Below are 26,554 nucleotides of genomic sequence, written 5' to 3'. Positions count from 1 at the left end.
TGGACCGACCGCCCCGGAACGGAATACGCGCGACATGATTGTCGCCGACGAAGCCCTGAGAGCTCCGAGAGGAAGGTGCGCCGTGGCCACCCTTGCCGAACTCGTCGCGACGCTGGAGACGGCCTACCCGCCGCGGCTGGCCGAACCGTGGGATTCGGTGGGCCTGGTGTGCGGGGATCCGGCGGAGACCGTGCGGCGGGTGTTGTTCGCCGTCGATGTCACCGCGGGCGTGGTGGACGAGGCGGTGCGGTGGGGCGCCCAGGCCGTGGTGGCCCACCATCCTCTGCTGTTACGGGGCGTGGACAGCGTGTCGGCCGACCGCCCCAAGGGAGCCCTGATCCATCGGCTGATCCGCTCCGGCTGCGCACTGTTCACCGCGCATACGAACGCCGATTCCGCCGATCCCGGTGTCTCCGACGCCTTGGCCGAGGCGCTCGGATTGACCGTTACTGGCCCGCTGGACCCGAAATATGTTCCTGCCGTGGACAAATGGACGGTTCAGGTCCCGCCGGAACACGCCGCCGCGGTCTTGGCGGCGCTGTTCGCCGCGGGAGCGGGCGGCGCCGGGGACTATCGGGAAGCGGCGTGGCGGGTCACCGGCACCGGCCAGTTCCGGCCGCTGGACGGCGCGAACCCGGCGCTCGGGACGGTGGGCGAGCTGGCCCGGGTGGCGGAGGAGCGGCTCGAGGTGGTCGCCGCGCCGGGGTCGCGTGCGGCGGTGCTCGCGGCGCTGCGGACGGCGCATCCGTACGAGGAGCCCGCGTACCACGTGACCGAACGGGCCGCACTCACCGGAAACCAGGGCCTCGGCCGGATAGGCACACTGGCCGCACCGCTGACACTGCGCGAGTTCACCGCCCGCGCCGCCGCCGCCCTGCCGGAAACGGCCTGGGGCGTGCGCGCCGCGGGTGAGCCGGACCGGGTGCTGCGCACGGTGGCTGTCTGCGGTGGTGCGGGTGATTCCCTGCTCGACACTGCCGCCCGCCGCGGGGTCGACGCCTATCTCACCGCCGACCTGCGCCATCACCCGGCCGACGAGCATCTGCGCCGTTCGGGTCCCGCGTTGATCGACGCGGCCCACTGGGCGACGGAGTTCCCCTGGTGCGCCCAGGCGGCCGCCGTGGCCGCGGCCGGGCTCCCGGAACTGGAAACGCGGGTGTCCACTGTGCGCACCGACCCGTGGACGGTCGGCTGCGGCGGCTGATCCGTGACGCCGGTATCCGGGCCTGCGGGTTCGGACCGGTCGGCGACGCCGTCCCCACCGCGCGGAGTACGGTGGACTTCCTTATCCGTCCACAGTGCGCAGGGAGTTCGTTCGCGTTGAATGTCGAACCATCGATTCAGGCCAAACTGCTCCGTCTCGCCGAGGTCGACGCCGAGCTGACCCGGATCGCGCACCGGCGCAGCGTTCTCCCCGAACAGCAGGAGGTCGACCGGTTCGAGGCCGAACGCAACGCGCACAAGGACGCGGCCGTGGCCGTGGAGATCGTGCTCGACGATCTCGACCGCGATATGCGCAAACTCGAGGGGGAAATCGAGGCGGTCCGCAAACGTGAGGACCGTGACCGCGGTGTGCTGGAAGCGGGCTCGGTGGGTGCCAAACAACTGTCCGAACTACAGCACGAGCTGGGCAGCCTGGAACGCCGCCGCACGGTACTCGAGGACGACCTGCTCGAGGTGATGGAACGGCGTGAGGCCTCCGCCGCGGATCACGAGCACGCCGGTGCCCGCCTCGACCGCACCGAAACCGAACTCGCCACCGCGCGTGACCGCCGCGACGAGGCCCTCGCCGATCTCGCGGTGGCCCAGCAGCGCTGCGAAACCGACCGCGCGAACCTGGTCGGCGCGTTCCCGGAGGAACTGCTGAACATCTACGATCGGCAGCGCAGCAGCCACGGTATCGGCGCGGCACTGCTGCAGGCCCGGCGCTGCGGAGCCTGCCGGATCGAACTGGACCGCGGCGAGATCGCCCGTATCGCGAAAACCGCGCCCGAACAGGTGGTGCGGTGTTCGGAATGCGGTGCGGTGCTGGTGCGGACCAAAGAATCCGGGTTGTGAGCCCGGGCCGGACAGCGGGGTCCGAGTAGCGGGAGCGGGAGGCCGATATGAGCGTGCGCGAGGTCGTCGTCGAGGCGGACGGCGGATCCCGGGGTAACCCGGGACCGGCGGGTTACGGCGCGGTGGTATTCGACGCGGACCGGGTGGGAGTGCTCGCCGAGCGCCGGGAGGCGCTGGGTGTCGCCACCAATAATGTCGCGGAGTACCGCGGGCTGATCGCCGGGCTGGAGGCGGCCGCCGAACTCGGTGCGCGGGTCGTCACAGTGCGGATGGACTCCAAACTCGTGGTCGAGCAGATGTCGGGCCGGTGGAAGATCAAACACGCGGCCCTGATCCCGCTCGCCGATCGCGCGCGCCGGCTGGCCGCGGATTTCGAGCAGGTGACCTACCGCTGGATACCGCGTGCCGAGAACTCCCATGCCGACCGGCTGGCCAACGAGGCCATGGACGACGCCAAGCTGGTCGAGGAGGTGCGCGCGGCCGATCCGGCTCCGGCTCGACCGGCCCCCACCACCGAGGTCGCCGATACGGCGGCCGATTCGCGCAGCGCGTCGGCCCGGCTCTCCGGCCCCGGGCCGGGCTGGACCGGCGCGGCCGGCCGGCCCACTCGGCTGCTGCTGTTGCGGCACGGTCAGACCGAATTGTCGGTGCAGCGGCGCTATTCCGGTCGCGGTAACCCACCGCTGACGGTGGTGGGCCGGGAACAGGCGGACCGGGCGGCGAAGATGCTGGCCGCCAAGGGCGATATCTCCGCGATCGTGACCTCACCGCTGGGCCGGGCCCGGGAAACCGCCGAGGCGGCCGGTGCGGCACTCGGTATCGAGGTCCGGGTCGTCGAGGGTCTTACCGAGACCGATTTCGGCGAATGGGAGGGATTGACCTTCCGCGAGGCCGCCGACCGCGATCCGGATCTGCACGCCGAATGGCTGGGCGATCCGTCGCTGCGGGCCCCCGGTGGCGAGAGCTTCGACGAGGTGCGGGAACGGGTGGAAGCGGTGCGACGCGATCTGGTCGCGCGGTATCCGGGCGCGAATATCGTGGTGGTCAGCCATGTCACGCCGATCAAGACGCTGCTGCAACTGGCGTTGGGAGTCGGGCCGTCGCTGTTGTACCGCCTGCATCTGGACCTGGCATCGCTATCGCTCGCGGAGTTCTATCCCGACGGTGGGTCGTCGGTCCGGCTGGTCAACGATACGAGCTATCTCTGAGATCGGTGGCTGCCCGTCAGCCGGGTACAGCGGCCGAGAGCGCATCGGCCCGTCCCCGGAGGAACCGAGCCGTGAACTCGTCGAGTGGGTAGAACAGCTCGACTGCCAGTTCCGACAGTGTCACATCGGCCGGTGCGCCGAAGGTCGCCATGGTGCCGAACAACGAGAGTTCACCGTGGGGTGTACGTACCCGGATCGGCACCTGGAACGGACCCGGGTCGGTGGGTCCGGCCTCCTCGGCCCCCGTATCGACGGCCGGATATTCGCTGACCTCCTCGTGGAGTTCGCGCAATCGGGGGTCGCCGGTGGTGTCGGCCTGCCTCGCCAGCCGCTCCAGCAGTTGCTCGCGCACCTGGCGCGGGTTGGCGAGCCGGGCGGCGAGACCTTCTGGATGCAGGACCAGCCGATAGACATTGGGCCGGTCGGCCAGCAGCCGTGCGGGGACGCCGTCGGTGAGGACCGTGAGCGCTGTATTGGCGGTGACCACGTTCCACCAGCGGTCGACCGCGACCGCCGGATAGGGCTCATGGGCGGCGAGCATATGTTCCAGTGCCGCCCGCGCGGACGCCAGATGGTCGTCGTCGAGGCTGCTCTCCTGATATGCGGGCGCGTATCCGGCGGCGACGAGCAGTGTATTTCGTTCCCGCAGCGGCACATCCAAGGTGTGCGACAGACGCAGCACCATATCCCGGCTCGGCGCCGAACGCCCGGTCTCCACGTACGACAGATGCCGCGCGGAGGTGCCCGCGGCCAGTGCCAGGTCCAGCTGGCTCAACCGCCGCCGCTGCCGCCATTCCCGTAGCAGGGCACCGATCCGCGACAGGTTCCTGTCCGCACGCAGCTTCATGCCGTGAGCGTATCGGCGGTGGGTGCGCGGCGGCCATGACCTCCGAGGTCATTGAACCGCTGACCGGGCGACGGCACAGTCGGTGCCGGAACCACCATCGCCGATTCGAGAGGCAGCCGATCATGAGCACCGCCACCCTGTCCGCCCCTACGACTTCCGACGCCCTGCTGCGCCGCACGCTGCGGCTCGACGGCTGGGGCACCGGCGCTTTCGGCGTCCTGATGCTCGCCGGTGCCGTGCCGCTACGGGACCCGCTGGGGGTGCCGACCTCGTGGTCGGTTCCGTTCGGTGTCGCGATGCTCGGTGGTGCACTGGTGCTGCTGCTCATCGCCGGCTATCCGGTGATCTCGCCCCGGCACGCGGCGGGGGTCGTCGCGTTCAACTCGGTCTCCGCGCTGGGTCTGCTCGCGCTGCCGTTCATCGGTCTGCTCGATCTCACCGGCCCCGGAATCGTGTTCTTCCTCAGCGGTGCCCTCGTCGTCGCGGCGTTCGCGGCTCTGGAATACACCGGTCTGCGGCGGATCACCGGATGACCACGGGTCAGGCCGGATAGCAGTGGATCTCGGTGGCCTTCAGCGCGGCCCACAGCTCCGATCCCGGCCGGATCCGCAGATCCGCCACGGTGGCGGGGGTGATATCCGCCAGCGCCGGGACCGCGCCGTCGAGCCGGACCCGCACGGTGTGGGCATGCTGTTCGAGACCGGCCACGGTCACCGGCCAGATGTTGCGCGGACTGCCGGCGGGTCGCTCGGGGTGCAGGCCGACCGCCGACGGCGCGAAGGTGAGATGCACCGGTCCGGTGGCGGGTTCGGCGACGGTGAGTCGACCACCACGGTCGAGCCGGACCAGAGTGCCCGCGGCGGTGCCGCGGAACAGGTTGAGCCCTACGAGATCGGCGACATAGTCGGAGCGGGGCCGGCGCGCGACCTCGCCGGGCGGGCCCTGCTGGACCACCGTCCCGTCCTCCACGATGACGAGCCGGTCGGCGAGCACCATGGCGTCGAGCGGATCGTGGGTGACCAGCAGCGTATGCCCGGGATAGTCGCCGAGATGACGGGCGAGTTCGGACCGCACCCGGACCCGGGTCGCCGCGTCCAGCGCCGCGAGGGGTTCGTCCAGCAGCAGCAGTTCCGGTTCGACGGCCAGAGCCCGGGCCAGCGCGACCCGCTGGGCCTGTCCGCCGGACAGGGCCCGCGGCCGGGCACGCGTGTAGTCGGCCAGCCCCACTCGTTCCAGCCAGCGCGTGGCCCGCTCGCGCGCGGCGGCCCGGCGCAGCCCACGAGCGCGCAGCCCGAAGGCCACGTTCTCCAGTGCGTCGAGGTGGGCGAAGAGCAGATAGTCCTGGAAGACCACCCCGACCGAACGGTGTTCGGGTGGGACGAAATCTCGTGGCGGCGCATCCCACACCCGGTCGCCGAGTCGTATCGTCCCCGCCGTGAGCGGGGTGAGTCCGGCCAGCGCACGCAGGGCGGTGGTCTTCCCGGCGCCGTTGGGACCCAGCAGCGCGACAACTTCCCCGGGCGCGAGGTCGAGATCCAGGTCCAGGGAGAATTCACCGCGGGTCACCCGCAGATCCGCGATCAGCGTCACAGCAGCCCCCGCAGCCAGCGTTCGCGCAGTGCGGCCAGCACCACCACCGATACCAGCAGCAGAACCAGGCTCAGCACGATCGCCGCGGCCGGATCGGTTTCCAACGCCAGGTAGACCGCCAGCGGCATGGTGGTGGTCTTGCCCGGAAAGTTACCGGCGAAGGTGATGGTGGCACCGAATTCGCCGAGGGCCCGGGCCCAGCAGAGCACAGTCCCGGCCACCACGCCGGGCAGGATCGACGGCAGGGTGACGCGCCGGAACGTCAGCCAGCGGGAGGCGCCCAGCGTCGCCGCGGCTTCCTCGTAGCGCGGGTCGGCACCGCGTAACGCGCCCTCGACCGAGATCACCAGGAACGGCATCGCGACGAACGCCTCCGCCACCACCACGCCCGCCGTACTGAACGGCAGCGCGATACCGAACCAGTCGTACAGATAGCTCCCGACGAGGCCACGCCTGCCGAGCACCAGTAGCAACGCCACACCACCCACCACGGGCGGGAGCACCAGCGGCACGGTGACCAGCGCCCGTATCAGCCCGCGTCCCGGCAGATCGCCGCGAGCGAGCAGCCAGGCCAATGGGATGCCCAGCAGCAGGCACAGCACCGTGGCCAGGCTCGCACACACCAGCGAGAGCCGCAGCGCCTGCCCGACCTCGGCGCTGAGCAGCCGGTCCGGCAGCTCCCGCCAGGGTGCCCGGACCAACAGCCCGGTCAGCGGTATCAGCAGGAACAGCAGACCGAGGAGGGCAGGGACGACCAGGATGATCGGTCGCCGGCCGCGTACCGCCCGGCGCCGGCGCAGTGCCGTCGCCCGGCGCCGCACCGGGCCGGCGATCACGGCGTGTCGAAACCGGCCGTGGTGAAGACCGATCGAGCCTGCGGGGACAGCACGAAATCGACGAATGCCGCGGCCGCGGCCGGGTTGGGCGCCGCCGCCACCGGCGCGATCGGATAGTCGTTGACGGCCTTGCCCGATTCGGGGAACTCGATCCCGGTGACCTCGTCCTCCGCGGCCCGGATATCGGTCCGGTACACCAGAGCGGCATCGACCTCGCCGAGGGTGACCTTGGTCAGCACCGCTTTCACATCGGGCTCCCGGGTATCGGGTCGCGGTGTCACACCGGCCGCGGCGAAGACCTTGTCGGCCGCCGCGCCACACGGTACCTGTTCGGCGCACAGCGCGATCCGGGGCTCGGGACGGCCGAAATCGACCAGGCCGCTGATACTGCCCGGATTACCGGTGGGCACCGCGATCTCGAGACGGTTGCGCACGAAGGTGACCGGCCCGGCGGTGATATCGCCCGACTCGATCACCTGCTCCATATTGCGTGGTGCCGCCGAAGCGAACACATCGGCGGGTGCCCCCTGCCGGATCTGTTCGGCCAGTGCCGAACTGCCGCCGAAGCTGAACACCACATCGACCCCGGGATGGACCTGCTCGAACTGCTCGCCGAGCGTGGTGAAGGTCTCGGTCAGCGAGGCCGCGGCGAACACCGTGACCGTCCCGTTGATCCCGTCGGCCGGAGCGTTGCCGGAATTATCGCCGGAGTCCTCACCGGCGCAGCCCGCCAGCGCGGCGACCAGCACGGCCGCCGGGACCAGACCGCGCAGTACGCGCCCCACTGTTGTTGTCATCGTCAGCTCTCCGGAATCTCGACCACCACATGCGTCGACTTGACCGACGCGACCGTCACACTGCCCACTTCGATCCCGAGTTCGTCCACCGATTCCCGGCTCAGCAGGGAGACCAGCCGGAACGGACCGGCCTGCATCTCCACCTGCGCCATCACCGTATCGGTGACCACCCGCGTCACGATGCCGCGCATTCGATTGCGGGCCGATGCCGCCACGGTCACCCCGGGTTCGGGTGCCTCGGCGTTCTGTCGTGCGAATTCGGCCAGATCCCGGCCGCGCACACCTTTGCGCCCACTCTCCAGCTGGACCGACGGGAGCCGCCCCTGATCCATCCAGCGCCGCACGGTGTCATCGCTGACACCGAGTAGCCCGGCCGCTTCTTTGACCCGCAGATACGTCACATCGGGGAGTATATAGCCGGATATGCGGAACAAAAGCGCGAAAAGCGGCAAACCGTTCAACCCGCCGGTAGCGACAGGATCATCTCGTTCTCGGGGCGCGGATCGTCCGCAGCGCAGGGTTTGCTCGTTCCGGTGCGGGTGAAGCCGTTTCGGAGGTACAGCTGTTCGGCCGGCCGGTTCTCATCCAGAACCCACAACCGCAGCGTCCGATGACCGGCCCCGGTCGCCCAGTCGATCACGGCCCGGACCAGCCCGTCCGATACACCGGTGCGCCGCGCCCGGGGCGCGGTCCACATCGACACCAGTTCGGGCCCGTTCGGAACGACGATCATCCCCGCCGAACCCAACGGTCCCGAATCGGAGTGGGCCACGAAGAACGGACACCGCCGTGCGGTCCACTCCCGCCACCGCTGTTCGTCCCATTCGAGTGCTTCGGCAGGGGTGGTGGAAAAGGTCCCGGGCGGTGATCCGGTCAGTGCGTCCAGGCGGACCGTACGGGCGATCGTCCAGTCGTCGGGGGTGATCTGTCGTATCAGCATCTGTCGATGGTGCGAGGGATATCCAGGTGCGGCAATGTATTACCGAGGATTCCGGTTCGCCCGGGCTGCACCGCCGGGTCGCGGCGGCGGCTTCGGTAACTCGGCGTGGCCCCACTGCGGGCCGTTCGGTCCAGAAGCGCTCGGACGGCGACCCGTCAGCCGCGATCGGTGGGGCTACGCCTGACGGGCTCGGCGCAGTCGGCGGTCGCCCGTACGCCCGCAACGAACATCTCGCCCATGTCACTATCGTTCACCGATCGTGGGAAGTGACGCGTTCACCGGTCGTGTCAAAATCCTGAAAACTGTTGTGCAGAGGTCATTCCCACCGCTGCCCGGTGAATCGCGACAAGAATTGGGACGGTATGCCCAAGGGCGGTGACAACGGTGCTCGTCAAGCCGCGGAAGAAGCGGCCGAACGTGTCGTCAATGCCCTCGGGCACTGGTCGAGGTCCACACGGGAGGGGCTTTCCACTGGTATCGCCGACCGGACACGCCGAGGCGGGAGCGCAATATCGGCTGCCGAGGGGGACGCCGCGCGGCAGATATCCGGCTCTGACCCGGGAGCATCCCTTGGGTCGGCCGGACCCGGCGCGGTTTCCCCCGCTACCGCGAGGGCACGCGGTAGGGATCTGATCGACGAAGTCGATTACGTCTCGCTCTGGGCCAAGAGAAACGACAGCGGTCCGGGCGATCGGGCGCTTGCCGAGATCTATCGAATGCAGGGTTTCGACGGCCTGCCGACCGTGACCGGCCCCGCTGAAGTGGACAAGATTGTCAAGGCGGGTAGCTGGGAGCTCTTCCGCGGCGTCGCCGCTCGGCACGGCGTGTCCGCACGGGAATATGCCGAGCAGTTCAGGTCCGGGCCCTATCTTCCGGGCAGGACCCTCGGCTATGTCGGGGTCGGGAACGGAACTTGGGTCACGCCGCTGAAATCAGAGGCTGTCCGCTACGCCGCCGGCGATGCCGAGGGGGTGGTCCGAATGGCGTTACCTCGAAGAGGCGTGCGGATCGGAGCCTACGGAGACTTGGCCGCAGAACAGAGCCGGGTGCTGGCCCCTATCGAACAGGAGATCCGTCAATTCAAGGACGCGGGGGCACGAGTGGAAACCAGCGATCGACTATGGGCGCTGGAAGATAAGCGGGCGGTTCTGGACGACGCGGGAAGGTTCGCGGCCCTCCGCGGATACGACGCGTACACCACTCCTTGGAGAAACGCGGCCGGGGAGTACTGGATCGTCCTGAACCGGACTGCCCTGGTTGTGGAGCGGTGATCCGCGGCCGACTACCTGCCCCTGGGAGCAACGGTTCAAAGTGTGGGTGGTCACGGTCGGCTTCCCCCGTCGAGTGATGCCGGCCGGAGTGGGATGGCCCGCTGCACGGTGGCCATCCCACCTCCGCGGCGTTCAGTCTTTCGGCCCGCCCGCGACATAGACGACCTGCCCCGATACGAAGCCCGCGCCCTCGCTGACCAGGAAGGACGCGGTATGCGCGATATCTTCCGGGTAGCCGACCCGGTTCACCGGGATTTGCGCGGCGGCGCCCTTCTGGAAGTCCTCGAAGTCCACCCCGACCCGGGCGGCGGTGGCCGCGGTCATATCGGTGACGATGAACCCGGGGGCGATCGCGTTGGCGGTGACCCCGTATTTGCCGAGTTCGAATGCGAGGGTTTTGGTGAAGCCCTGCATACCGGCCTTCGCGGCGGAGTAGTTCACCTGGCCGCGGTTGCCCAGCGCCGAAGTGCTGGACATATTGACGATACGACCCCACTTCTGTTCGACCATGTACTTCTGGGCGGCCCGGGTCAGCAGGAAGGCGCCGCGCAGATGGACGCTCAGGACGGTGTCCCAGTCGTCGACGCTCATCTTGAACAGCAGGTTGTCGCGCAGCACCCCGGCGTTGTTGACCACGACGGTGGGCGCGCCGAGCTCTCCGGCCAGCCGCTCCACCGCGGCGTTCACCGAGTCCTCCTTGCTGACATCCGCGCCGAGCGCGATCGCCTTCCCGCCGGCGCTCTCTATCGCCGAGACGGTCTCGGCGCATGCGGCTTCGTCGAGATCGAGGACCCCGACCTGCAACCCGTCGGAGGCCAGCCGTTTGGCGATAGCCGCCCCGATTCCACGGGCGGCGCCGGATACTACTGCGATCCTCTCGGCCATCAGTTCGAAGTCCTCTCGTGTAGGCGATAGTTCTTACGCCATCTAACAACGTGGCGGTCCGCGGATCGAGGGGGTGGCCGGACAAGATCTGCGCGTCGGTGCTGTGCGTACCGGACAGTGCAGGTCGGCGCGGTGCAACGGTCGGTGGTGCGCCGGAGCCTGTCCGATAATTCACCTAGGTGTGGGTTTTCTGCACTCCCCAAATGGGTATACGGCCATCTATTCTCGAATCACCCTACTCACCAGGCAGTTTGGAACGAGATGACCACTCCGCAGTCCCCGTACGATCCGACGACGGGTAAACCCTATCCCTCGGAGCCCGCCGCCGGTGCGCAACCGGCCTACGGCCCCGGCCCGCAGCCCTACGGCGCGCCGAATCAGGCGCCGGTCTCACCCTCTGATGCCAAGACCTGGGCCATGCTGGCCCATTTCGGCGGTATCGTGCTCGGTTTCGTCGCACCGCTCATCGTCTGGGTGATGTACAAGGACCGCGACGAGTTCGTGCGCCGGCATGCGGTGGACGCGTTGAATTTCCAGATCGTGCTCGCGATCGCCTACGTGGTGTCCGCGGCGCTGATGATCGTGCTGATCGGGTTGCTGCTCTTCCCGATCGTCTGGATCGCGGGCATCGTGTTCTCGGTGCTCGCCGGTATCGCGGCCAACAACGGCCGCGAGTACAAGTACCCGTTCAATCTCTCGCTCGTGAAGTAGAAGGTGTGCCCGGACCGGCCGTCGTTGCGCCGGCCCGGGCACATTCGTGCGGTACCGGATGGGCGCAGTTGTATCCGGTACCCACGGTCAGGGACGCAGCACCGAGGTCAGGAACTCGGTCTGGTCGTAGACGGTCTGCTCGAACAGCTCGTCGAAGTACAGATCGAAATGTCCTGCCGGATAACGTTTCACCACCGCGTGCTTGGTCTTCCCGGCGGCCCGCAGCGCCGGTTTCACCGGGGTGATCGAATCGTTGTCGCACAGCACGTACAGCACCGGCATCTTCAATTCCTTCACATGCCGGGCGGGGCGGTCGAACAGGATCGACAGGGCGGCCCGGGCCGCGATCTTCGGCCGGTAGCTCGGGCTCTCTTCGGCCAGCCGCCCGAATCCGCCCGGTACATCGGAGCCGGTCATCATCGCGGTGGCGCGTTTACGCCCGGCCAGCCGGATCTGGACCGGTTTGCGCAGGATCGTGCCGAACACCAGGTCGGAAGCCGCCAGGAAGCCGACCTTCACGAAACTCAGCAGCCCCTTCGCCAGCGCGGAGGAGAATCCGCTGACGAACGGCACCTGTGCCACCACCGCCGCGATATAGGCATCGTCCGGGGCCACCGTCAGGGCGTGCCCGCCGCCCAGCGAGGTGCCCCACAGCGCGATGCGGGTGGCATCGAAACCGCGCAGCGTGCGGGCATAGGCCACGGCGGCGGTCCAATCCTCGCGCTGCCGGGCGATATTGACCACCTGCCGGGGGTCGCCGTCGCTGCCCCCGAAATGCCGATAGTCGAAGACCAGCACCCCGATTCCCGCCGCGGCGAACCGCCGCGCGAACCGATCCAATCCCATTTCCCTGTTGGCCCCCAACCCGTGCCCCATCACCACGATGGGACGAGGCTTGGGTGGACCGGCCGGTAGATACAGCCAGCCGGCACATTTCTGGCTTCCCGACGGGAAGCCGACCTCGACACGCTCCATGAACATTGACCGTACCGAGTTGTCACCAGCGGTGGATTATCCGGCCGGGTGGACACGGGGTGCGGTGCCGGTGGATTCGTCAGGTGCCCGGCGGATCAGGGCATAGCCGTAGGCGAGCAGCCAGGCGACCCACAGCAGCCAGCCCGTCGATCCGATCGGTCCGAGTGCCGCGCCTCCGTCGATGATCAGCGGTGTCAGCGAGTCCGAGGTGAACTGCAGCGCCGCCGCGACCAGGCCGAGCGGGAACTGCCACCGGGGGAGCAGGCCCGCCCGGAACCCGGCCGTTCCGAGGCCGAGCATCGCGAGTGCGAGGAAGGTGCCGTTCAGGCCGAACAGCGCCTCGTGCAATGCCCAGAGTGTGGTGATGCCTTCCGGGTCGGTCGTCGTGGACATGGCCAGCCGCAACGCGACCACCCCGGTGAAGGTCAGGTTCTGTAGGAGTACACCGGCGAATCCGCTGTATGCCCACCCCGCGGTCTCCGGCCGGGCCGAGCGCAGGACCGTGGCGAGAGCGCCGCCGGCGAACAGTGTCGCCAGTATCCAGGCGGCCGGGAGGAAGATCGTGACCTGCCCCGTGAGGTCGGTGGCACTCGTGAAGAATTCGACGGCCCGGTCCGGTGGTGAGCCGGGGGCGGGCATACCCGCCGGCACGAGGATCAGGTTGGCGATGACTATGAGGAGGGCGAATCCGATCGCCGCCGCGCCGGCGTACCGGGTGAACGATCGGTCGCCGCGAGATTGCACAGACATATATTGAATATAAGTCGCGTAAATCGAAAGGGGAACCATGGACGAAGAACCGGCCCGGCGCCGTTACGAGTCATTGCACAGAACCGCTCAGGCGCAACAGACCGGCGCGCAGATCGCGCAGGCCGCCCGGGAACTCTTCGTCGCCCGGGGCTGGGCGGCCACGACGGTGCGTGAGGTCGCGCGAGCGGCCGGGGTATCGACACCGACCGTGTACGCGGTGTACGGCAACAAGTCCGGTCTCACCCGGGCGCTCGCCGATTCGGCGGATCTGTCCGGAGATCTGCCGCGCATGATCGACGAGTTGGAGACCGCCGCGGGACCGGCCGGGCAACTCGCGGCGATGGCGGCCTACGACCGGCGGCTGTTCGAACGGGCCGGAGATGTCATCACCCTGCTCCGCGAAGCGGGTCGCTCCGAACCCGCACTGGCGCAGCTGTACAGCGAAGGCCGCCGCCGTGCCGACGAGGTCCGCGGCGAGGTGTTCGGCGGATGGCCCATCGGGACGCTCCGTATCGGCGTCGGTTCGGCCGAGGCGGTCGATATCTATGGGGCACTCTGCAATATCGATGTGTTCACGGAATTGACCGCGCAGCGCGGGTGGACGCCGGACCGGGTGCAACAGTGGTGGAGCGGGGTCTTGGTACGCGACCTGCTCGCGGCGGGTAGCTGACCGGCCGGCCCGGGGCGGGGTGGCGGCATCGCGGTCGCGTCCGTTCGTGGACCCGGTGTCCGACGTGCGGCGGACGGCCACCGAACTGTAGCGAGTATCCTTTTGCCGCGGATGAGTCGGCCGGGCGGTCGCGGCGCCGGGAACGGACACCGAAGTGGTGTCGCGCTCGGTGCCGAGGAAAGTCCGGACTCCACAGAGCAGGGCGGTTGCTAACGGCAACCCGGGGCGACCCGCGGGACAGTGCCACAGAAAACAGACCGCCCACGGCCCGTGAGGGCCGTGCGGTAAGGGTGAAACGGTGCGGTAAGAGCGCACCAGCGCCCCGGGTGACCGGGGCGGCTCGGTAAACCCCGCCCGGAGCAAGGTCGAAGATCGCACCTCGCGGTGCGGTTGCGCAGGTGTTCGAGGGCTGCTCGCCCGAGCCTGCGGGTGGACCGCTCGAGGTACCCGGCGACGGTGTACCCAGATGGATGGCCGCCCCCCGGTGCGAACCGGGGACAGGATCCGGCTTAGAGGCCGGCTCATCCCGCACCCGTTCCTGACTTGCCCACGGCAGGGTCGCTGGGCATACGATGTCGTGTGCCGGGAGGCCCGGAGCCATACCCCGAAGTTGTCGGCGCGAAGGCCGCAATACCGGGGCGGAACCGGGCCCACCATCCCGATGCACAGCCGGGGGACAACCGGATGCGCCTGTCGCTACCAGGGAAACACGATGAGAGCCAGACAATTCGCCGCCGCCGTAGCCGTCGTATCCGCGGCATTGCTCACGGGGTGCGGAACCGACGAGGAACCACCCGTGCAGACCACGGTCCTCCAGCCCGCCAGCACCGGAGCCGCATCCGAAACCGTGCCTCCCGCGACGAAAACGCGGGGACTGCACGAACCCACCGAAACCGCCAGGGGCCAATCCGGTTTGGAAGCGTCGATTCTGTCGGTGGAGGATGTGAATTCACAGTTCGGCCCGGTCACCGTCGTGACGATCCAGATCGTGAACGTCACGGAGGAGGTGTGGGCCGGCTCCAACTGGACTATCCCGACTCTGGTCTACGGGGACGAAGGGACGCCGGCCAAGCATGTGGTGTCGCCGACCGAAGGGTTCGGGGACGGGGTGGTCGGTGCCATCCCGCCCGGGGCGCGGCAGACGGTCAAGCATGCGTACAAGGTGGCGAAATCCGAGCTGAATCCGGCTGTGGTTACTGCCGGGTCGGTGCTGTGGGAGGGCGATTTCTCGACGTTCAAGCGATGACAGAAGGGGAGATATGACGACTCTCGTCACCGGCGCCACCGGCAATATCGGCCGCAAGGTCGTCGATCAGCTGCTCGCCCGGGGTGCGACCGATATCCGCGCGCTCACCGTCGATCCGGTGAAGGCTGCGCTGCCGGCCGGGGTCGAGGCGGTCCGCGGGTATCTGCGCAGGCCCGAGACACTGCCCGCCGCGTTCGCGGGGGTGGATCGGATGTATCTGGCGTCGGTGGACGGCGGGGTGGCCGAGGTGGTCGATATGGCCGGCGCCGCCGGGGTGCGCCATATCGTCGACCTGTCCGGTGAGCCGGACAGCTGGTGGGGCGAGATCGCGGCGGCGGTCGAAGCGAGCGGTATCGCCTGGACTCACCTGTGGCCGGGGGATTTCATGGAGAACACGGGGATGTGGGCGCAGCAGATCCGGGAGACCGGTGCGGTACGCGAACCCGATCCCGATGCCGGCAGCACGCCGATCGCGATGGACGATATCGCCGCGGTGGCGGCGGTGGCCCTGACCGAGGAAGGTCATCTGGGCCGCGCGTACGCGCTGACGGGCCCGGAGAAACTGAGCCGGGTCGAATTGGTCCGCGAAATCGCCGGGGCGCTGGGCCGGGAGATCGGATTCGTACGCGCCACCCGCGCGGAGACCGTGCGAGCGCTCAGCACGCCGATGGGCGATACCGCGCAATGGTATGTCGACAATGTCCTCATCGGGCTGGACGAGCACACCCTGCCGCCCAACCAGGTGGCCGAAGAAATTCTGGGTCGTCCGGCAACGACCTTCGGGCAATGGGCTGCGCGGTATGCCGCCCAGTTATTCGGTGTGGTCCGTCAGGAAGACTGATCGGAAAATCCACAGTTTCGCCTGGCCCGGGATTCGTGCCGATGATCTTTTACCGGTGAATTCCACGGCGGTTGCCGAGCCGCGGAATTCACCGGACCACGGATTACCGCGCGACTACTGGTTGCGGCACATGACGGCGATCATCTGGTAGACCGCCTGCGTCTCCGGCCCGGTCGGTTCGGTATCGCCGACCGCGAGCCGATCGGTCAACTCGGTGACCACCTCGTCCTCCGGGTCGCCGGCCCGGATATCGGCACACGTCTCGGTGAAGATCGCGGTGATCGCGGCATCGTCACGCCCTACGGCCAGGCCGGGGAACGCCCCGCGAAACCCGATCACGAAGGAACCGGCCTTCACCTGGTCCATCTGCGCGGTATCGGGGCTCGTCGCGGCCGTCGTCGCGGGAGCGGAACTCCCCGGTTCGGTGGTATCGCTCTGGCAGGCGGCCACGCCCGGTAGGACCGCCACGAAGACGGCGCTGAGTAAGGCCAGGGGTCTGTTCACGGCCGGATGGTAACTCCGCGAGATGGACACCGCCCCCCGCTGGGCGGGGGACGACGTTCATCCAGCGGCTACTCAGGCCGAGGGACCGATCACGAGCATCTGCGCAAATGCCGCGGCCTGCTGCGGGCCGATGAGGGGAAGCAGATAGTCATAGATGAGAGTGGACATACGTGATGAAACTCCAGCTCGGATGTAGTCGGACGCTTACGGTTCGCCACAGTATCAGTTGCCCCGTGGCCGCGATCTTTTCCGGCGGGATTCGTGTAGAACTGGCATAAATGGTGATCGCCGTCATAAAGTATGCGGGGTCGGCAGGCTCGTTCGGTGCTCTGGAGTTCACGAACGAGCCGATTCATACCTATCGGAAGACAGGTCACAACACATATGCGGGTAGCACGTACCTTGGCAACCGGAGCTTTGATGGCCGGGGCCGCATCTGTTCTCGCTACCGTGGGTGCCGGCTCGGCCGGTGCCGTCGCGGTGACACCGCTGCCCGGTGGAGTGCGGGTGGACCTCAGCCCGGCGGATACCCGCTGGGTGGATCAGAACAATATCGGGCAGGCGGTCGCGGGTATTCCGCATCCGTCGGCTCCGTCGTTCGGTCAGGCGCTGGACGCGGCCGCGGCCGTATCTTCGACCTACCCGAACGGCCGGGTGGTTTTCACGGTCTTCGGCCCGCTGCACGAACTGAGCGGCTCGATGCTGGCATTGCAGTAGTCCGCACGGAATTTTCGTCCTGTCGGGCCGGGACCGGGGCAACCCGGTCCCGGCCTGTCTTCCCTGGATCGGAAAACGTTGTGCCGCTGGTGTTGCGGAGTGTCGATTCAGGCCGTGTCGATGGCGGCCGCGGCCGCGGGGTACAGCGCCAGGCAGCGACCGGCCGCGGTGTCCTCGGCATCGGCGAGCGTTTCGAACAGCGTGGTGTCCTCGCCCGCGGTATGCGCTTCGGCGGCCCGGGCACGCAGGGCGTCGTACGATTCGACCGCGTCGCGGTGATCGCCGAGCACGGTCTGTAGCTGTTTGGCGCGTTTACCCAGATCCGCGGCATTGTCGCCGAGGACCGCGGTGGCGGCCTCGCAGGAATACCGTAAACGCTTGGCGCTCTTGCGGATATCGTGCAGCAGTTCGACGCGCTCGGCGGGCGCCACGGTCGGTTCGGACCGCACGAGCCGCCGTACCCGCTTGCGGTCCTTGCGCAGTACCGTCTCGAATACCTCATCCGCGGGTGTCCCGGTTACCGAATCCCGCAGTGGCGGGGCCTTGCGCCATTTCTTCAACTCCCGCCGCATCGCGCGGTAGCGGTCGCTGTCCAATGCGGTGAGTATCTCGCTGTGCGCGGCGGCGTACCGGTCGCGTTCGGCGCGGACCAGGCGGTCGCGGGTGGATGCCAGGGCGGTGGATTCGGGGTCGGCGTAGCGGTCGAGCAGCGCGGCGAAACGCATCGCGCGGACCTCCGCGTCGCGCGCCACACCCAGTATCCCGGCCAGCCAGGCGAGTTCGGTGCGGATCCGGTTGTCCGCGTCCGGGTCGACCAGGGCTCGGTAGGAGCGCAGCACACTGCGCAACCGCCGGGTCGCCACCCGCATCTGGTGTACCGAATCGTCGGCGTCGGCCCGCACGTCCGGTTCGGCGGTGAGCAGGCGTTCGATATCGGCCCGGAGAGCTTCGGTGAGTGCGGCGCCCGCCTCGATCGGCTTGTCACCCATGGTGTTCCACCGCCGCGAACGTATCGGTCGCCTCGACCAGGCGATGGATGATCCCCGGTTCGGTCGCGGAATGCGCGGCGTCGTCGACGATGTGCAGCCGCGACCCCGGCCAGGCGCGATGCAGATCCCACGCACTGACCGCGGGGCAGACGATATCGTGACGGCCCTGCACGATGACGGCGGGAATATGGGTGATCACGCCGATATCGCGCAGCAACTGGGCTTCGTCCAGGAAACCGCCGTGCCGGAAATAGTGGTTCTCGATCTTGGCGAAAGCGAGCGCGAAACGGGTATCGGAGGTTTGGGCCACCCGCGCCGGGTCGGGACGCAGTGAACTGGTCGTGGTCTCCCAGGTGGTCCAAGCGAGCGCGGCCGCGCCGACGATTTCCGGGTCCGCGGAACTCAGCAACCGGTGATAGGCCGCCACCAGATCCCCGTCGCGTTCGGCTTCCGGGATCGGCGCCAGGAATTTCTCCCACTCGTCCGGGTAGACACAGCCTGCGCTGCCGTTGTAGTACCAGTCGATTTCTTTGCGGCGCAGCAGGAAAATACCCCGCAGCACCAATTCGGTGACCCGCTCCGGATACCGCTGCGCGTAGGCCAGCGACAGTGTCGAACCCCAGGAGCCGCCGAAGACCAGCCACTGATCGATCCCGAGTTTCTCGCGCAGCGCTTCGATATCGGCGATCAGATGCGCGGTGGTGTTGACCGACAGATCGGCGCCGTCGGCGATATGCGGGGTCGAGCGGCCGCAGCCGCGCTGATCCAGTAGCACGATCCGGTAGCGGCCGGGGTCGAAGAACCGGCGGTTGAGCGGCATGGTCCCGCCGCCCGGGCCGCCGTGCAGGAACACCGCGGGTTTTCCGTTCGGGTTACCGCTGGTCTCCCAGTACACCGCCTGGCCGTCGCCGGCCTCGAGCATGCCGTGATCGTAGGGTTCGATCGGCGGGTACAGCCGGCGCATCAGAACGCGAGGCCGGAGGCCAGGTCGGGAAGTTCCAGCGCTCGGATGGCCTCGCTGTGCACATCGGAGCAGGTCTCGGTGGTCACCCGGTCCACCACAGCCTTGTCGGCCAGGACCTGGGCGTTGATACCGCCGTTGGTGAGCGCCCATTCGTGGACCATGGCGTTGAGGCCGATCCGCCCCAGCGTCGGGCCCTGGACCCGCCAGTTCGACAGCTCCGGCCGCATCATGTCGCACAGGTTCTGGGCGGCCTTGTCCGGAACCTCGAGCGGGGTGGGGGGCGCGGCGCTGCTCTCGGTCGTCGAGGTCGCGGACGTGGTGGAGGTGGCGGAAGCGGCCGGGGAGGTGTCCGGCGAACCGATCTGCACACCGCCGCAGCCGGTGAGCAGTACCGCCCCGCACACTCCCGCCACCATGAGGGCACCCCGTGTTGTCCAAGCGCGTCGCCGCATCAGTACCTCTGACCTCGAGTCGAAACCGTCGACACCGAGTTTGCCATCCCGCGCCGGGGTGGGGGCTGCTCCGAGTTCCGGGACGGGTCAGAAACTGTGTTCCGGACCCGGGAACGTCCCGCTGCGTACCTCGTCGGCGTAGGCGGCGGCCGCCGTGCGCAGCTCGTCACCGATCGCCGCGAAACGTTTCACGAACTTGGCGGTCTTCCCACTGGTGAACCCGGCCATGTCCTGCCAGACGAGCACCTGGGCGTCGCAGTCCGCGCCGGCGCCGATGCCCACGGTGGGAATGCCGAGTTTGCTGGTGACCTGCGCCGCGACCTCGGCCGGGACCATCTCCATCACTACCGAGAACGCGCCCGCGGCCTGCACCGCGATCGCGTCGGCGAGCAGCCCCTCCGCGCCCGCGCCGCGACCCTGGACACGGTAGCCACCCAGGGTGTTGACGCTCTGCGGGGTGAAGCCGATATGGGCCATCACGGGGATACCGGCGGCCGTGAGCAGCCTGATCTGGTCGGCTACCCGTTCACCGCCTTCGAGTTTCACCGCGTGCGCGCCGCCCTCCTTCATGAATCGGGTCGCCGTGGCGAGAGCCTGTTCGGGGGAGCCCTCGTAGCTGCCGAACGGCAGATCCGCCACCACCAGCGCGTGCGGGGCGCCGCGCACCACGCCGCGGACCAGCGGGATCAGCTCGTCGGTGGTGATGGGCACGGTGGTCTCGTACCCGTACACCACGTTGGCGGCGGAATCGCCGATCAGCAGTACCGGAATACCGGCCTCGTCGAAGAGGCGGGCACTGGAGTAGTCGTAGGCGGTGAGCATGGCCCAGCGTTCGCCCGTCGCCTTCATCTGCTGTAGATGCTGGACGCGGGTGGGGCGCCGGGCCGGTTTCGCCGCAGCGGCCGAGCCGCTCGCTGGTACAGCGGTGGCGCCGTAGGCGGGTGTCTCCGATGTGGAATCGGGCATGCCGGATGATTTGGACATCATCGTCCCTTTCGTCTCCTCGAGGCCCTTGCCGGGTCCCCGGGTTCGGTTGACGCCTACCAGTGTGCACCCGCGCCCGAGCCCGAATTAAGCCCGCGACCAGGTGCGATTCGTCACATCCCCGGGACCGGGGTCCGGTCCCGCTAGCATTGCGCCGGTGCGGAGCGGGTGTGGAGTGCTGGCGGGTGTGCTGGCGGCGGCGACGGTGCTCGCCGCAGGGTGTGCCGACGAGGCCCGGGAGCAACAGGCACCGCCCGCACCTGTCCCCGCCGAGCTGAGTCGTTTCTATACCCAGATCCCGGCCTGGGAGCCCTGCGCCGACTTCACCGATCCCGGCGAAACCCTGCCGCCGGCCGCGCAGTGCGCCCGGATCGAGGTGCCGATCGACTACGCCGACCCGGACGGCCCGACCGCGCAACTCGCGGTGTCCAGGATGCGTGCCACCGGTGCGAAGATCGGATCGCTGCTGATCAACCCCGGCGGTCCGGGTATATCCGGGCTGTCCACCGTCACGCTCGGCGGTGGGACCGAGCTGGCCGACCGGTTCGACCGGGTGGGCTTCGATCCGCGCGGGGTCGGTGCTTCCACTCCCGCGGTCGACTGCCTGACCCCGCAGGAAGCCGATGCCGAACGAGCCGAACTCCCGGTGCCCAACACCGCGGCGGGCATCAGCGAGGCGGAAACCGAGAACCGTGAGTTCGCCGACCGCTGCGTGGCCCGCACCGGTACGGACTTCCTCGCCCATATCGGCACCCGCGAGGTGATCCAGGATATGGACATCATCCGTGCGGTCCTGGGTGATCGGAAACTGAACTACCTCGGTTACTCCTACGGCACCCGGCTCGGTTCGGCGTACGCGGAGAAGTATCCGGGCAATATCCGCGCCATGGTGCTGGACGGTGCGATCGATCCCTCGCAGGACCCGGTCGCCGAATCCCTGCGCCAGGCAGCGGGGTTCCAGAAGGCCTTCGACGCCTATGCGGCCGATTGTGTACAAGCTCCGGAGTGTCCGCTGGGCACCGACCCGGCGCAGGCGGTGGCGCGGTTCCGTGCCCTGGTGAACCCGCTGTGGGACGCGCCCGCCGCCACCACCGACCCTCGCGGGCTCAGCTATGACGATGCGATCACCGGTGTGCAGCAGACCTTGTACGGCACCGATTTCTGGCCGGTACTCACTGTCGGTCTCACCGAGCTTGCCCAGGGCCGCGGGGATACGCTGCTGCAATTCGCCGATATGTACAACGGCCGCCGCGACGACGGCACCTACAACAACGTCACCGACGCGTTCGAAGCGATCCGCTGTGTGGACGATCCCCCGATCGACGATCGCGCGGTCGTCGGCCGGCAGGACACCGAATACCGCCGCGCCGCCCCGTTCCTGGACGACGGCCGCGGTACCGGGGCGGCGCCGCTGGAACTGTGCGCGAACTGGCCGGTGCCCAACACCGGCCGACCGCACGATATCTCCGTGCCGGGGTTGCCCGAGCTCGTGGTGGTGTCCACCACCGGTGACCCGGCCACCCCGTATCAGGCGGGCGTCGACCTCGCCGACCAGCTCGGTGCGGCGCTCGTCACCCATGAGGGCGATAGCCATACGGTGGTCTTCACCGGGGGCGCGACCTGCGTCGACGACGCGGTCGTGAGCTACCTCGTGGACTTGTCGACCCCGGCCGAGGGGCTGCGCTGTTGACCCGACACACAGCGCAGCGCGTCATGTAACACGGATTTAACGCCAGGTGCCTACTCTCGCGGACATGGATCGCCAGAAGGAATTCGTGCTGCGGACGCTCGAAGAGCGGGATATCCGCTTCGTACGTCTCTGGTTCACCGACGTACTGGGCTATCTGAAGTCCGTCGCCATCGCGCCCGCCGAACTCGAGGGGGCATTCGAAGAGGGCATCGGTTTCGACGGATCCGCCATCGAAGGGTTCGCCCGGATCTCCGAGGCCGATATGGTAGCCCGGCCCGATCCGTCGACCTTCCAGGTGCTGCCCTGGGCCTCCAGCAAGGGCCACCAGCATTCCGCCCGGATGTTCTGCGATATCACCATGCCCGACGGTTCACCGTCGTGGGCCGACCCGCGCCATGTGCTGCGGCGTCAGCTCAACAAGGCCGGGGATGTCGGCTTCAGCTGCTACGTGCATCCGGAGATCGAATTCTTCCTGCTGAAGAACCAGCCCGACGGCGTCGACCCGGTCCCCGCCGATACCGGTGGGTTCTTCGACCAGGCGGTTCACGATTCCGCGCCGAACTTCCGCCGCCACGCCATCGACTCCCTCGAATCCATGGGTATCTCGGTGGAGTTCAGTCACCACGAGGGCGCGCCCGGCCAGCAGGAGATCGACCTGCGTTACGCCGACGCGCTGTCGATGGCCGATAACGTGATGACCTTCCGGTACCTGATCAAGGAAGTCGCGATCGACGAGGGCGTGCGCGCCACGTTCATGCCCAAACCGTTCGCCCAGTACCCGGGCTCGGCCATGCATACGCATATGAGCCTGTTCGAGGGCGAGGCGAACGCGTTCTCCGATCCCGACGATCCGGACAACCTCTCCACGACGGCCCGGGCCTTCATCGCCGGGATCCTCGAACACGCCCACGAGATCAGTGCCATCACCAACCAGTGGGTGAACTCCTACAAGCGGCTCATCCACGGCGGCGAGGCGCCGACCGCGGCGTCGTGGGGCCGGTCCAACCGGTCGGCGCTGGTCCGGGTGCCCATGTACACCCCGAACAAATCGTCGTCGCGGCGCGTCGAGATCCGCAGCCCCGATTCCGCCTGCAACCCCTACCTGACCTTCGCGGTGCTGCTGGCCGCCGGTCTGCGTGGTGTCGAGAAGGGCTACACGCTGCCGGCCGAGGCGGAGGACGACGTCTGGTCGCTCACCGCCGCGGAACGGCGCGCCATGGGCTTCAAGGAGCTGCCCGGCACCCTGGACGAGGCATTGCACGCCATGGAGCGGTCCGAACTGGTCGCCGAAACGCTCGGTGAGCACGTGTTCGACTTCTTCCTGCGCAACAAGCGCCGGGAGTGGGCGGATTACCGGGCCCAGGTGACCCCGTTCGAGCTGCGCGAATACCTGGGGCTCTGAACTCCTCCGCTCCCAGCAGCGGCAGCCGCGCCGTCTCGGATCACCTACGGTCCGTGGCGCGCGCGGCCGCCGGGCCGGCACCCACGTCGTCCATGGGGCTGTGACACGAACCCTCGAAGCGCTGTGACACGTCCGGCGCTGATGGTGTCCGCGACGTCGCGCGGGCCGAGGTCCGGCACACTCACAGCCGTGTTGTGGGTACCTTGAGCTCATGGTCCGCCCACCGTCCGCCCGGTCCGCCGTCCCCGGCGTAGGCCGCCTCGGATTGCTCGAACCGACGGCCGCCGCATCGCTGAAAATCCTCGGCTGGGACAACGTCGAGAGCATTCCGGTCCTGTGGTCGCTGTCGAGGTCGCCGGATGCCGACCTCGCACTGAACACTCTGATCAGATTATCCGAGGCACTCGGAAACGACTGGGCCGAGCTGGATTCGGCGATCCGCACCGAACGGATGCTGCGCGGCCGGCTGTTCGCGCTGCTCGGTGCCTCGACCGCGCTCGGCGATCATCTGGTGGCCGATCCCGCCTCATGGACATTGCTGCGTCGTGACGAGTTGCCCGGTCACGACGAGTTGATCGCGGATCTGCTCGCGGTGGTGGGCGCCGAACCGGAGTCCGGGCCGAATGCCGCGGCGATGCTGTACCGGGCCACCGAATCCGGTCCGGAAGTGGTCGGGCTGCTGCGCAAACGGTACCGCGATCAGCTCATGCTGCTGGCCGCCGTGGACCTCGCCGCGACCGTCGAGGACGAGCCGGTGATCCCCTACGAGCAGATCGGCCGCCAGCTCACCGCGCTCGCCGATGCCGCGCTCACCTCCGCACTCGCGGTGGCGGTGGCGCGGGTGTGCCGGGACGAGCCGTGCCCGGTGCGGCTGGCGGTGATCGCCATGGGCAAGAGCGGGGCGCGCGAACTCAACTACGTCAGCGATGTCGATATCGTGTTCGTCGCCGAACCCGCCGACTCCGTCGCCACCCGTCTGGCCGCCGAACTGATGACAGTGGGCTCCTCGGCGTTCTTCGATGTGGACGCCGCGCTGCGGCCGGAGGGCAAGGCCGGCGCGCTGGTACGCACGCTCGAATCCCATCTGGCCTACTACCAGCGCTGGGCACGGACCTGGGAGTTCCAGGCCCTGCTCAAGGCCCGGCCGATGACCGGTGATCTGGAACTGGGCGAGCAGTACCGGTCGGCCACCGACGCGCTGGTGTGGACCGCCTCCGAACGACCGGATTTCGTGCCCGATGTGCAGGCGATGCGCCGCCGGGTGGAGGATCTGGTGCCCGCCGAACTACGCGACCGCGAGCTCAAACTCGGCAGCGGCAGTCTGCGTGATGTGGAGTTCGCGGTCCAGCTGCTGCAACTCGTCCACGGCCGGGTCGACCCGAAGCTGCACGTCCAGGGCACGGTGGAAGCGCTCGCGGCGCTCGCCGCCGGAGGTTATGTGGGCCGCGAGGATGCCGCCAATCTCACGGCCTCCTACGAATTCCTGCGCCTGCTCGAGCACCGGCTGCAGTTGCAGCGGCTCAAACGCACCCATACGCTCCCCGCCGCCGACGACGAGGAGGGTATGCGCTGGCTGGCCCGGGCCGCGCATATCCGACCGGACGGTAAACGTGACGCCGCGGGCGTACTACAGGTCGAACTGCGCCGGCAGACCGGCCGGATCCGCCGGTTGCACACCAAACTCTTCTACCGGCCGCTGCTGGAATCGGTGGCCCGGCTGGACTCGGACGCGCTCCGGCTGAGTCCGGACGCCGCCGTCCGCCAGCTCGCAGCTCTCGGTTACGCCTCGCCCGAACACGCGCTGGGACATCTGCGCGCGCTCACCAGCGGTGTCTCGCGCAAGGGCCGTATCCAGGCGCTGCTGTTGCCGACCCTGCTGGAATGGCTCGGCGAGACCCCCGATCCCGACGCCGGTCTGCTCGCCTACCGGCGGGTTTCGGAAGGGCTGGTGGACCAGGACTGGTATCTGCGGGTGCTGCGCGACGAAGGCGCGGTGGGGCAGCGGCTGATGATGGTGCTGGGTTCCTCGGCGTATCTGCCGGACCTGCTGATCAACGCTCCCGAGACCATCCGCATGTACGCCGACGGACCGCACGGGCCGCTGCTGCTGCGCACCCAGCCGGTCGAGGTGGCAGGCGGAATCCTCACCGCCGCCGACCGGTACACCGATCCCAGGCGCGCGGTGGCGACCGCCCGGTCGCTGCGCCGGCACGAACTCGCCCGCGTGGCGTCGGCGGATCTGCTGGGTCTGCTCGAGGTACCGCAGGTCTGCGCGGCCCTGTCCGCGGTGTGGGTGGCGGTACTCGAGGCCTCGCTACGCGCGGTGATCCGGGCCAGTGTCGCCGAACGGGGCGCACCCGCGCCCGCCGATTTCGCGGTGATCGGAATGGGCCGGCTGGGCGGTATGGAACTCGGATACGGATCCGACGCCGATGTGCTGTTCGTCTGCGATCCGCGGCCCGGCGAAGAAGAGCATGTGGCCGTGAAATGGGCCAACGGTATCGCCGAACAGGTACAGAAACTGCTCGGCGCGCCCAGTACCGACCCGCCACTGCAAGTGGACGCGGGCCTGCGCCCGGAGGGACGCAGCGGTCCGCTCGTCCGCACCCTGACCGCCTACGACGCCTACTACCGCCACTGGGCACAGCCGTGGGAGGTACAGGCGCTGCTGCGCGCCCATCAGGTCGCCGGCGACCAGCAGCTGGGCCTGCGTTTCCTGCACACGATCGACGGAGTGCGCTACCCGGCCGGCGGCGTTTCCGCCGATGCGGTCCGCGAGATCCGCCGGATCAAGGCCCGCGTCGATTCCGAACGCCTGCCCCGGGGCGCCGACCCGGCCACCCACACCAAACTCGGCCGCGGCGGCCTGGCGGATATCGAATGGACCGTGCAGCTGCTGCAGTTGCGGCACGCGCACGAGATCCCGGCCCTGCACAACACCTCGACGCTGGAATCGCTCGACGTCATCGAACAGTCGGAGCTGCTGGACCCGGTGGACACCGACCTGCTGCGCCGGTCCTGGATGACCGCGACCGCGGCCCGTAACGCGCTGGTACTGGTCCGTGGTAAACCCTCCGATCAGCTACCCGGTCCGGGAACGACGCTATCGGCGGTGGCCCGGGTGGCCGGCTGGCCGAACGACGACGGTGGCGAGTTCCTCGACAACTATCTGCGGATCACCCGGCGGGCCAGGGCAGTGGTGGAGCGCGTCTTCGGCGTCTGACAGG

At 68.5% G+C, this 26,554-nt stretch carries 27 protein-coding genes and 1 other RNA gene; 14 read left to right on the top strand and 14 right to left on the bottom strand.

Annotated features, from left to right (window positions below; all coding sequences use genetic code 11):
- The first annotated feature begins 34 nt into the window (after positions 1–34).
- The 3 genes from IEY68_RS10125 to IEY68_RS10115 all read left to right on the top strand — a co-directional run bounded on the left by IEY68_RS10125 (position 35) and on the right by IEY68_RS10115 (position 3,266).
- Positions 35–1,204: a Nif3-like dinuclear metal center hexameric protein gene (locus IEY68_RS10125; protein ID WP_062998574.1), complete on the top strand. Its 1,170-nt coding sequence runs from the start codon at positions 35–37 to the stop codon at positions 1,202–1,204.
- Between the two features lie 116 nt (positions 1,205–1,320).
- On the top strand, positions 1,321–2,058 hold the full coding sequence (locus IEY68_RS10120; protein WP_062998588.1) for a zinc ribbon domain-containing protein: 738 nt from the start codon (positions 1,321–1,323) through the stop codon (positions 2,056–2,058).
- A 47-nt stretch (positions 2,059–2,105) separates the two neighbouring features.
- On the top strand, positions 2,106–3,266 hold the full coding sequence (locus tag IEY68_RS10115) for a bifunctional RNase H/acid phosphatase (protein ID WP_062998572.1): 1,161 nt from the start codon (positions 2,106–2,108) through the stop codon (positions 3,264–3,266).
- Between the two features lie 16 nt (positions 3,267–3,282).
- Here the strand turns inward: IEY68_RS10115 and IEY68_RS10110 are convergent, their stop codons facing one another.
- Positions 3,283–4,113 carry a helix-turn-helix domain-containing protein gene (locus IEY68_RS10110; protein ID WP_062998570.1) on the bottom strand — a complete coding sequence of 277 codons (831 nt, stop codon included), beginning with the start codon at positions 4,111–4,113 and terminating at the stop codon, positions 3,283–3,285.
- 122 nt (positions 4,114–4,235) lie between these two features.
- Between IEY68_RS10110 and IEY68_RS10105 the strand changes: the two genes are divergently transcribed.
- A complete protein-coding gene (locus tag IEY68_RS10105) occupies positions 4,236–4,646 on the top strand; it encodes a hypothetical protein (RefSeq protein WP_062998586.1) in 411 nt (136 codons plus the stop codon).
- Between the two features lie 7 nt (positions 4,647–4,653).
- Here the strand turns inward: IEY68_RS10105 and IEY68_RS10100 are convergent, their stop codons facing one another.
- Genes IEY68_RS10100 through IEY68_RS10080 form a run of 5 tightly spaced genes read right to left on the bottom strand, consistent with a single transcriptional unit; the run spans position 4,654 to position 8,276 of the window.
- Positions 4,654–5,703, bottom strand: coding sequence for an ABC transporter ATP-binding protein (locus IEY68_RS10100; protein WP_062998568.1), 1,050 nt, complete (start codon positions 5,701–5,703; stop codon positions 4,654–4,656).
- The gene (gene modB, locus IEY68_RS10095; protein ID WP_189094214.1) at positions 5,700–6,503 is read right to left on the bottom strand and encodes a molybdate ABC transporter permease subunit; all 804 of its coding nucleotides are present in this window, start codon (positions 6,501–6,503) and stop codon (positions 5,700–5,702) included. The genes IEY68_RS10100 and modB overlap by 4 nt, the downstream gene beginning before the upstream one ends.
- Positions 6,504–6,535: 32 nt before the next feature.
- Positions 6,536–7,336: a molybdate ABC transporter substrate-binding protein gene (gene modA, locus IEY68_RS10090; protein WP_062998566.1), complete on the bottom strand. Its 801-nt coding sequence runs from the start codon at positions 7,334–7,336 to the stop codon at positions 6,536–6,538.
- A 2-nt stretch (positions 7,337–7,338) separates the two neighbouring features.
- Positions 7,339–7,737: a TOBE domain-containing protein gene (locus IEY68_RS10085; RefSeq protein WP_062998582.1), complete on the bottom strand. Its 399-nt coding sequence runs from the start codon at positions 7,735–7,737 to the stop codon at positions 7,339–7,341.
- A gap of 56 nt (positions 7,738–7,793) precedes the next feature.
- Positions 7,794–8,276, bottom strand: coding sequence for a GNAT family N-acetyltransferase (locus IEY68_RS10080; protein ID WP_062998564.1), 483 nt, complete (start codon positions 8,274–8,276; stop codon positions 7,794–7,796).
- Positions 8,277–8,611: 335 nt separating this feature from the next.
- On the opposite strand from IEY68_RS10080, the gene IEY68_RS10075 reads away from it, so the two are divergent.
- Positions 8,612–9,547, top strand: a complete 936-nt coding sequence (locus IEY68_RS10075) for a hypothetical protein (RefSeq protein WP_189094196.1) — start codon at positions 8,612–8,614, stop codon at positions 9,545–9,547.
- A 132-nt stretch (positions 9,548–9,679) separates the two neighbouring features.
- Here the strand turns inward: IEY68_RS10075 and fabG are convergent, their stop codons facing one another.
- Positions 9,680–10,432 carry a 3-oxoacyl-ACP reductase FabG gene (gene fabG, locus IEY68_RS10070; protein ID WP_062998560.1) on the bottom strand — a complete coding sequence of 251 codons (753 nt, stop codon included), beginning with the start codon at positions 10,430–10,432 and terminating at the stop codon, positions 9,680–9,682.
- Between the two features lie 261 nt (positions 10,433–10,693).
- On the opposite strand from fabG, the gene IEY68_RS10065 reads away from it, so the two are divergent.
- The gene (locus IEY68_RS10065) at positions 10,694–11,143 is read left to right on the top strand and encodes a DUF4870 domain-containing protein (protein ID WP_062998558.1); all 450 of its coding nucleotides are present in this window, start codon (positions 10,694–10,696) and stop codon (positions 11,141–11,143) included.
- A gap of 87 nt (positions 11,144–11,230) precedes the next feature.
- Here the strand turns inward: IEY68_RS10065 and IEY68_RS10060 are convergent, their stop codons facing one another.
- On the bottom strand, positions 11,231–12,118 hold the full coding sequence (locus tag IEY68_RS10060) for an alpha/beta hydrolase (RefSeq protein ID WP_062998580.1): 888 nt from the start codon (positions 12,116–12,118) through the stop codon (positions 11,231–11,233).
- 36 nt (positions 12,119–12,154) lie between these two features.
- A complete protein-coding gene (locus IEY68_RS10055; protein WP_062998556.1) occupies positions 12,155–12,868 on the bottom strand; it encodes a DUF4386 family protein in 714 nt (237 codons plus the stop codon).
- A gap of 37 nt (positions 12,869–12,905) precedes the next feature.
- On the opposite strand from IEY68_RS10055, the gene IEY68_RS10050 reads away from it, so the two are divergent.
- From IEY68_RS10050 to IEY68_RS10035, 4 genes are all read left to right on the top strand, one after another.
- A complete protein-coding gene (locus IEY68_RS10050; protein ID WP_062998554.1) occupies positions 12,906–13,538 on the top strand; it encodes a TetR/AcrR family transcriptional regulator in 633 nt (210 codons plus the stop codon).
- Between the two features lie 112 nt (positions 13,539–13,650).
- Positions 13,651–14,066: RNase P RNA component class A (gene rnpB / locus IEY68_RS10045), an RNA gene on the top strand.
- Between the two features lie 184 nt (positions 14,067–14,250).
- The gene (locus tag IEY68_RS10040) at positions 14,251–14,784 is read left to right on the top strand and encodes a hypothetical protein (protein WP_062998552.1); all 534 of its coding nucleotides are present in this window, start codon (positions 14,251–14,253) and stop codon (positions 14,782–14,784) included.
- Between the two features lie 13 nt (positions 14,785–14,797).
- On the top strand, positions 14,798–15,625 hold the full coding sequence (locus IEY68_RS10035) for an NAD(P)H-binding protein (RefSeq protein ID WP_062998551.1): 828 nt from the start codon (positions 14,798–14,800) through the stop codon (positions 15,623–15,625).
- A 114-nt stretch (positions 15,626–15,739) separates the two neighbouring features.
- On the opposite strand, the gene IEY68_RS10030 is transcribed toward IEY68_RS10035, so the two are convergent.
- The gene (locus IEY68_RS10030; RefSeq protein WP_062998549.1) at positions 15,740–16,129 is read right to left on the bottom strand and encodes a hypothetical protein; all 390 of its coding nucleotides are present in this window, start codon (positions 16,127–16,129) and stop codon (positions 15,740–15,742) included.
- A 420-nt stretch (positions 16,130–16,549) separates the two neighbouring features.
- Here IEY68_RS10030 and IEY68_RS10025 point away from each other — a divergent pair, with 420 nt between their 5' ends.
- Complete coding sequence (locus IEY68_RS10025; RefSeq protein ID WP_229718695.1) at positions 16,550–16,846, top strand: hypothetical protein; 297 nt, start codon at positions 16,550–16,552, stop codon at positions 16,844–16,846.
- 107 nt (positions 16,847–16,953) lie between these two features.
- Here the strand turns inward: IEY68_RS10025 and IEY68_RS10020 are convergent, their stop codons facing one another.
- The 4 genes from IEY68_RS10020 to panB form a co-directional block, all read right to left on the bottom strand.
- Positions 16,954–17,835: a CHAD domain-containing protein gene (locus IEY68_RS10020; RefSeq protein ID WP_062998545.1), complete on the bottom strand. Its 882-nt coding sequence runs from the start codon at positions 17,833–17,835 to the stop codon at positions 16,954–16,956.
- Positions 17,828–18,799 carry a prolyl aminopeptidase gene (gene pip / locus IEY68_RS10015; RefSeq protein WP_062998543.1) on the bottom strand — a complete coding sequence of 324 codons (972 nt, stop codon included), beginning with the start codon at positions 18,797–18,799 and terminating at the stop codon, positions 17,828–17,830. Before pip ends, IEY68_RS10020 begins: the two co-directional genes overlap by 8 nt.
- Positions 18,799–19,215, bottom strand: a complete 417-nt coding sequence (locus tag IEY68_RS10010; protein WP_229718694.1) for a hypothetical protein — start codon at positions 19,213–19,215, stop codon at positions 18,799–18,801. Before IEY68_RS10010 ends, pip begins: the two co-directional genes overlap by 1 nt.
- Positions 19,216–19,338: 123 nt before the next feature.
- A complete protein-coding gene (panB, locus tag IEY68_RS10005) occupies positions 19,339–20,217 on the bottom strand; it encodes a 3-methyl-2-oxobutanoate hydroxymethyltransferase (RefSeq protein WP_062998539.1) in 879 nt (292 codons plus the stop codon).
- 175 nt (positions 20,218–20,392) lie between these two features.
- On the opposite strand from panB, the gene IEY68_RS10000 reads away from it, so the two are divergent.
- The 3 genes from IEY68_RS10000 to IEY68_RS09990 all read left to right on the top strand — a co-directional run bounded on the left by IEY68_RS10000 (position 20,393) and on the right by IEY68_RS09990 (position 26,550).
- A complete protein-coding gene (locus IEY68_RS10000; RefSeq protein ID WP_062998537.1) occupies positions 20,393–21,925 on the top strand; it encodes an alpha/beta hydrolase in 1,533 nt (510 codons plus the stop codon).
- A 64-nt stretch (positions 21,926–21,989) separates the two neighbouring features.
- A complete protein-coding gene (glnA, locus tag IEY68_RS09995) occupies positions 21,990–23,327 on the top strand; it encodes a type I glutamate--ammonia ligase (protein ID WP_062998535.1) in 1,338 nt (445 codons plus the stop codon).
- 211 nt (positions 23,328–23,538) lie between these two features.
- Entirely contained in the window at positions 23,539–26,550 is a 3,012-nt protein-coding gene (locus IEY68_RS09990; RefSeq protein WP_062998533.1) for a bifunctional [glutamine synthetase] adenylyltransferase/[glutamine synthetase]-adenylyl-L-tyrosine phosphorylase, read from the top strand.
- Positions 26,551–26,554: the final 4 nt, after the last annotated feature.

Source organism: Nocardia jinanensis (genome assembly GCF_014645735.1).
GTDB classification, from domain to species: domain Bacteria; phylum Actinomycetota; class Actinomycetes; order Mycobacteriales; family Mycobacteriaceae; genus Nocardia; species Nocardia jinanensis.
The sequence above is the reverse complement of the archived record's forward strand: the minus strand, read 5'-3'. Positions and strand labels throughout refer to the sequence as shown.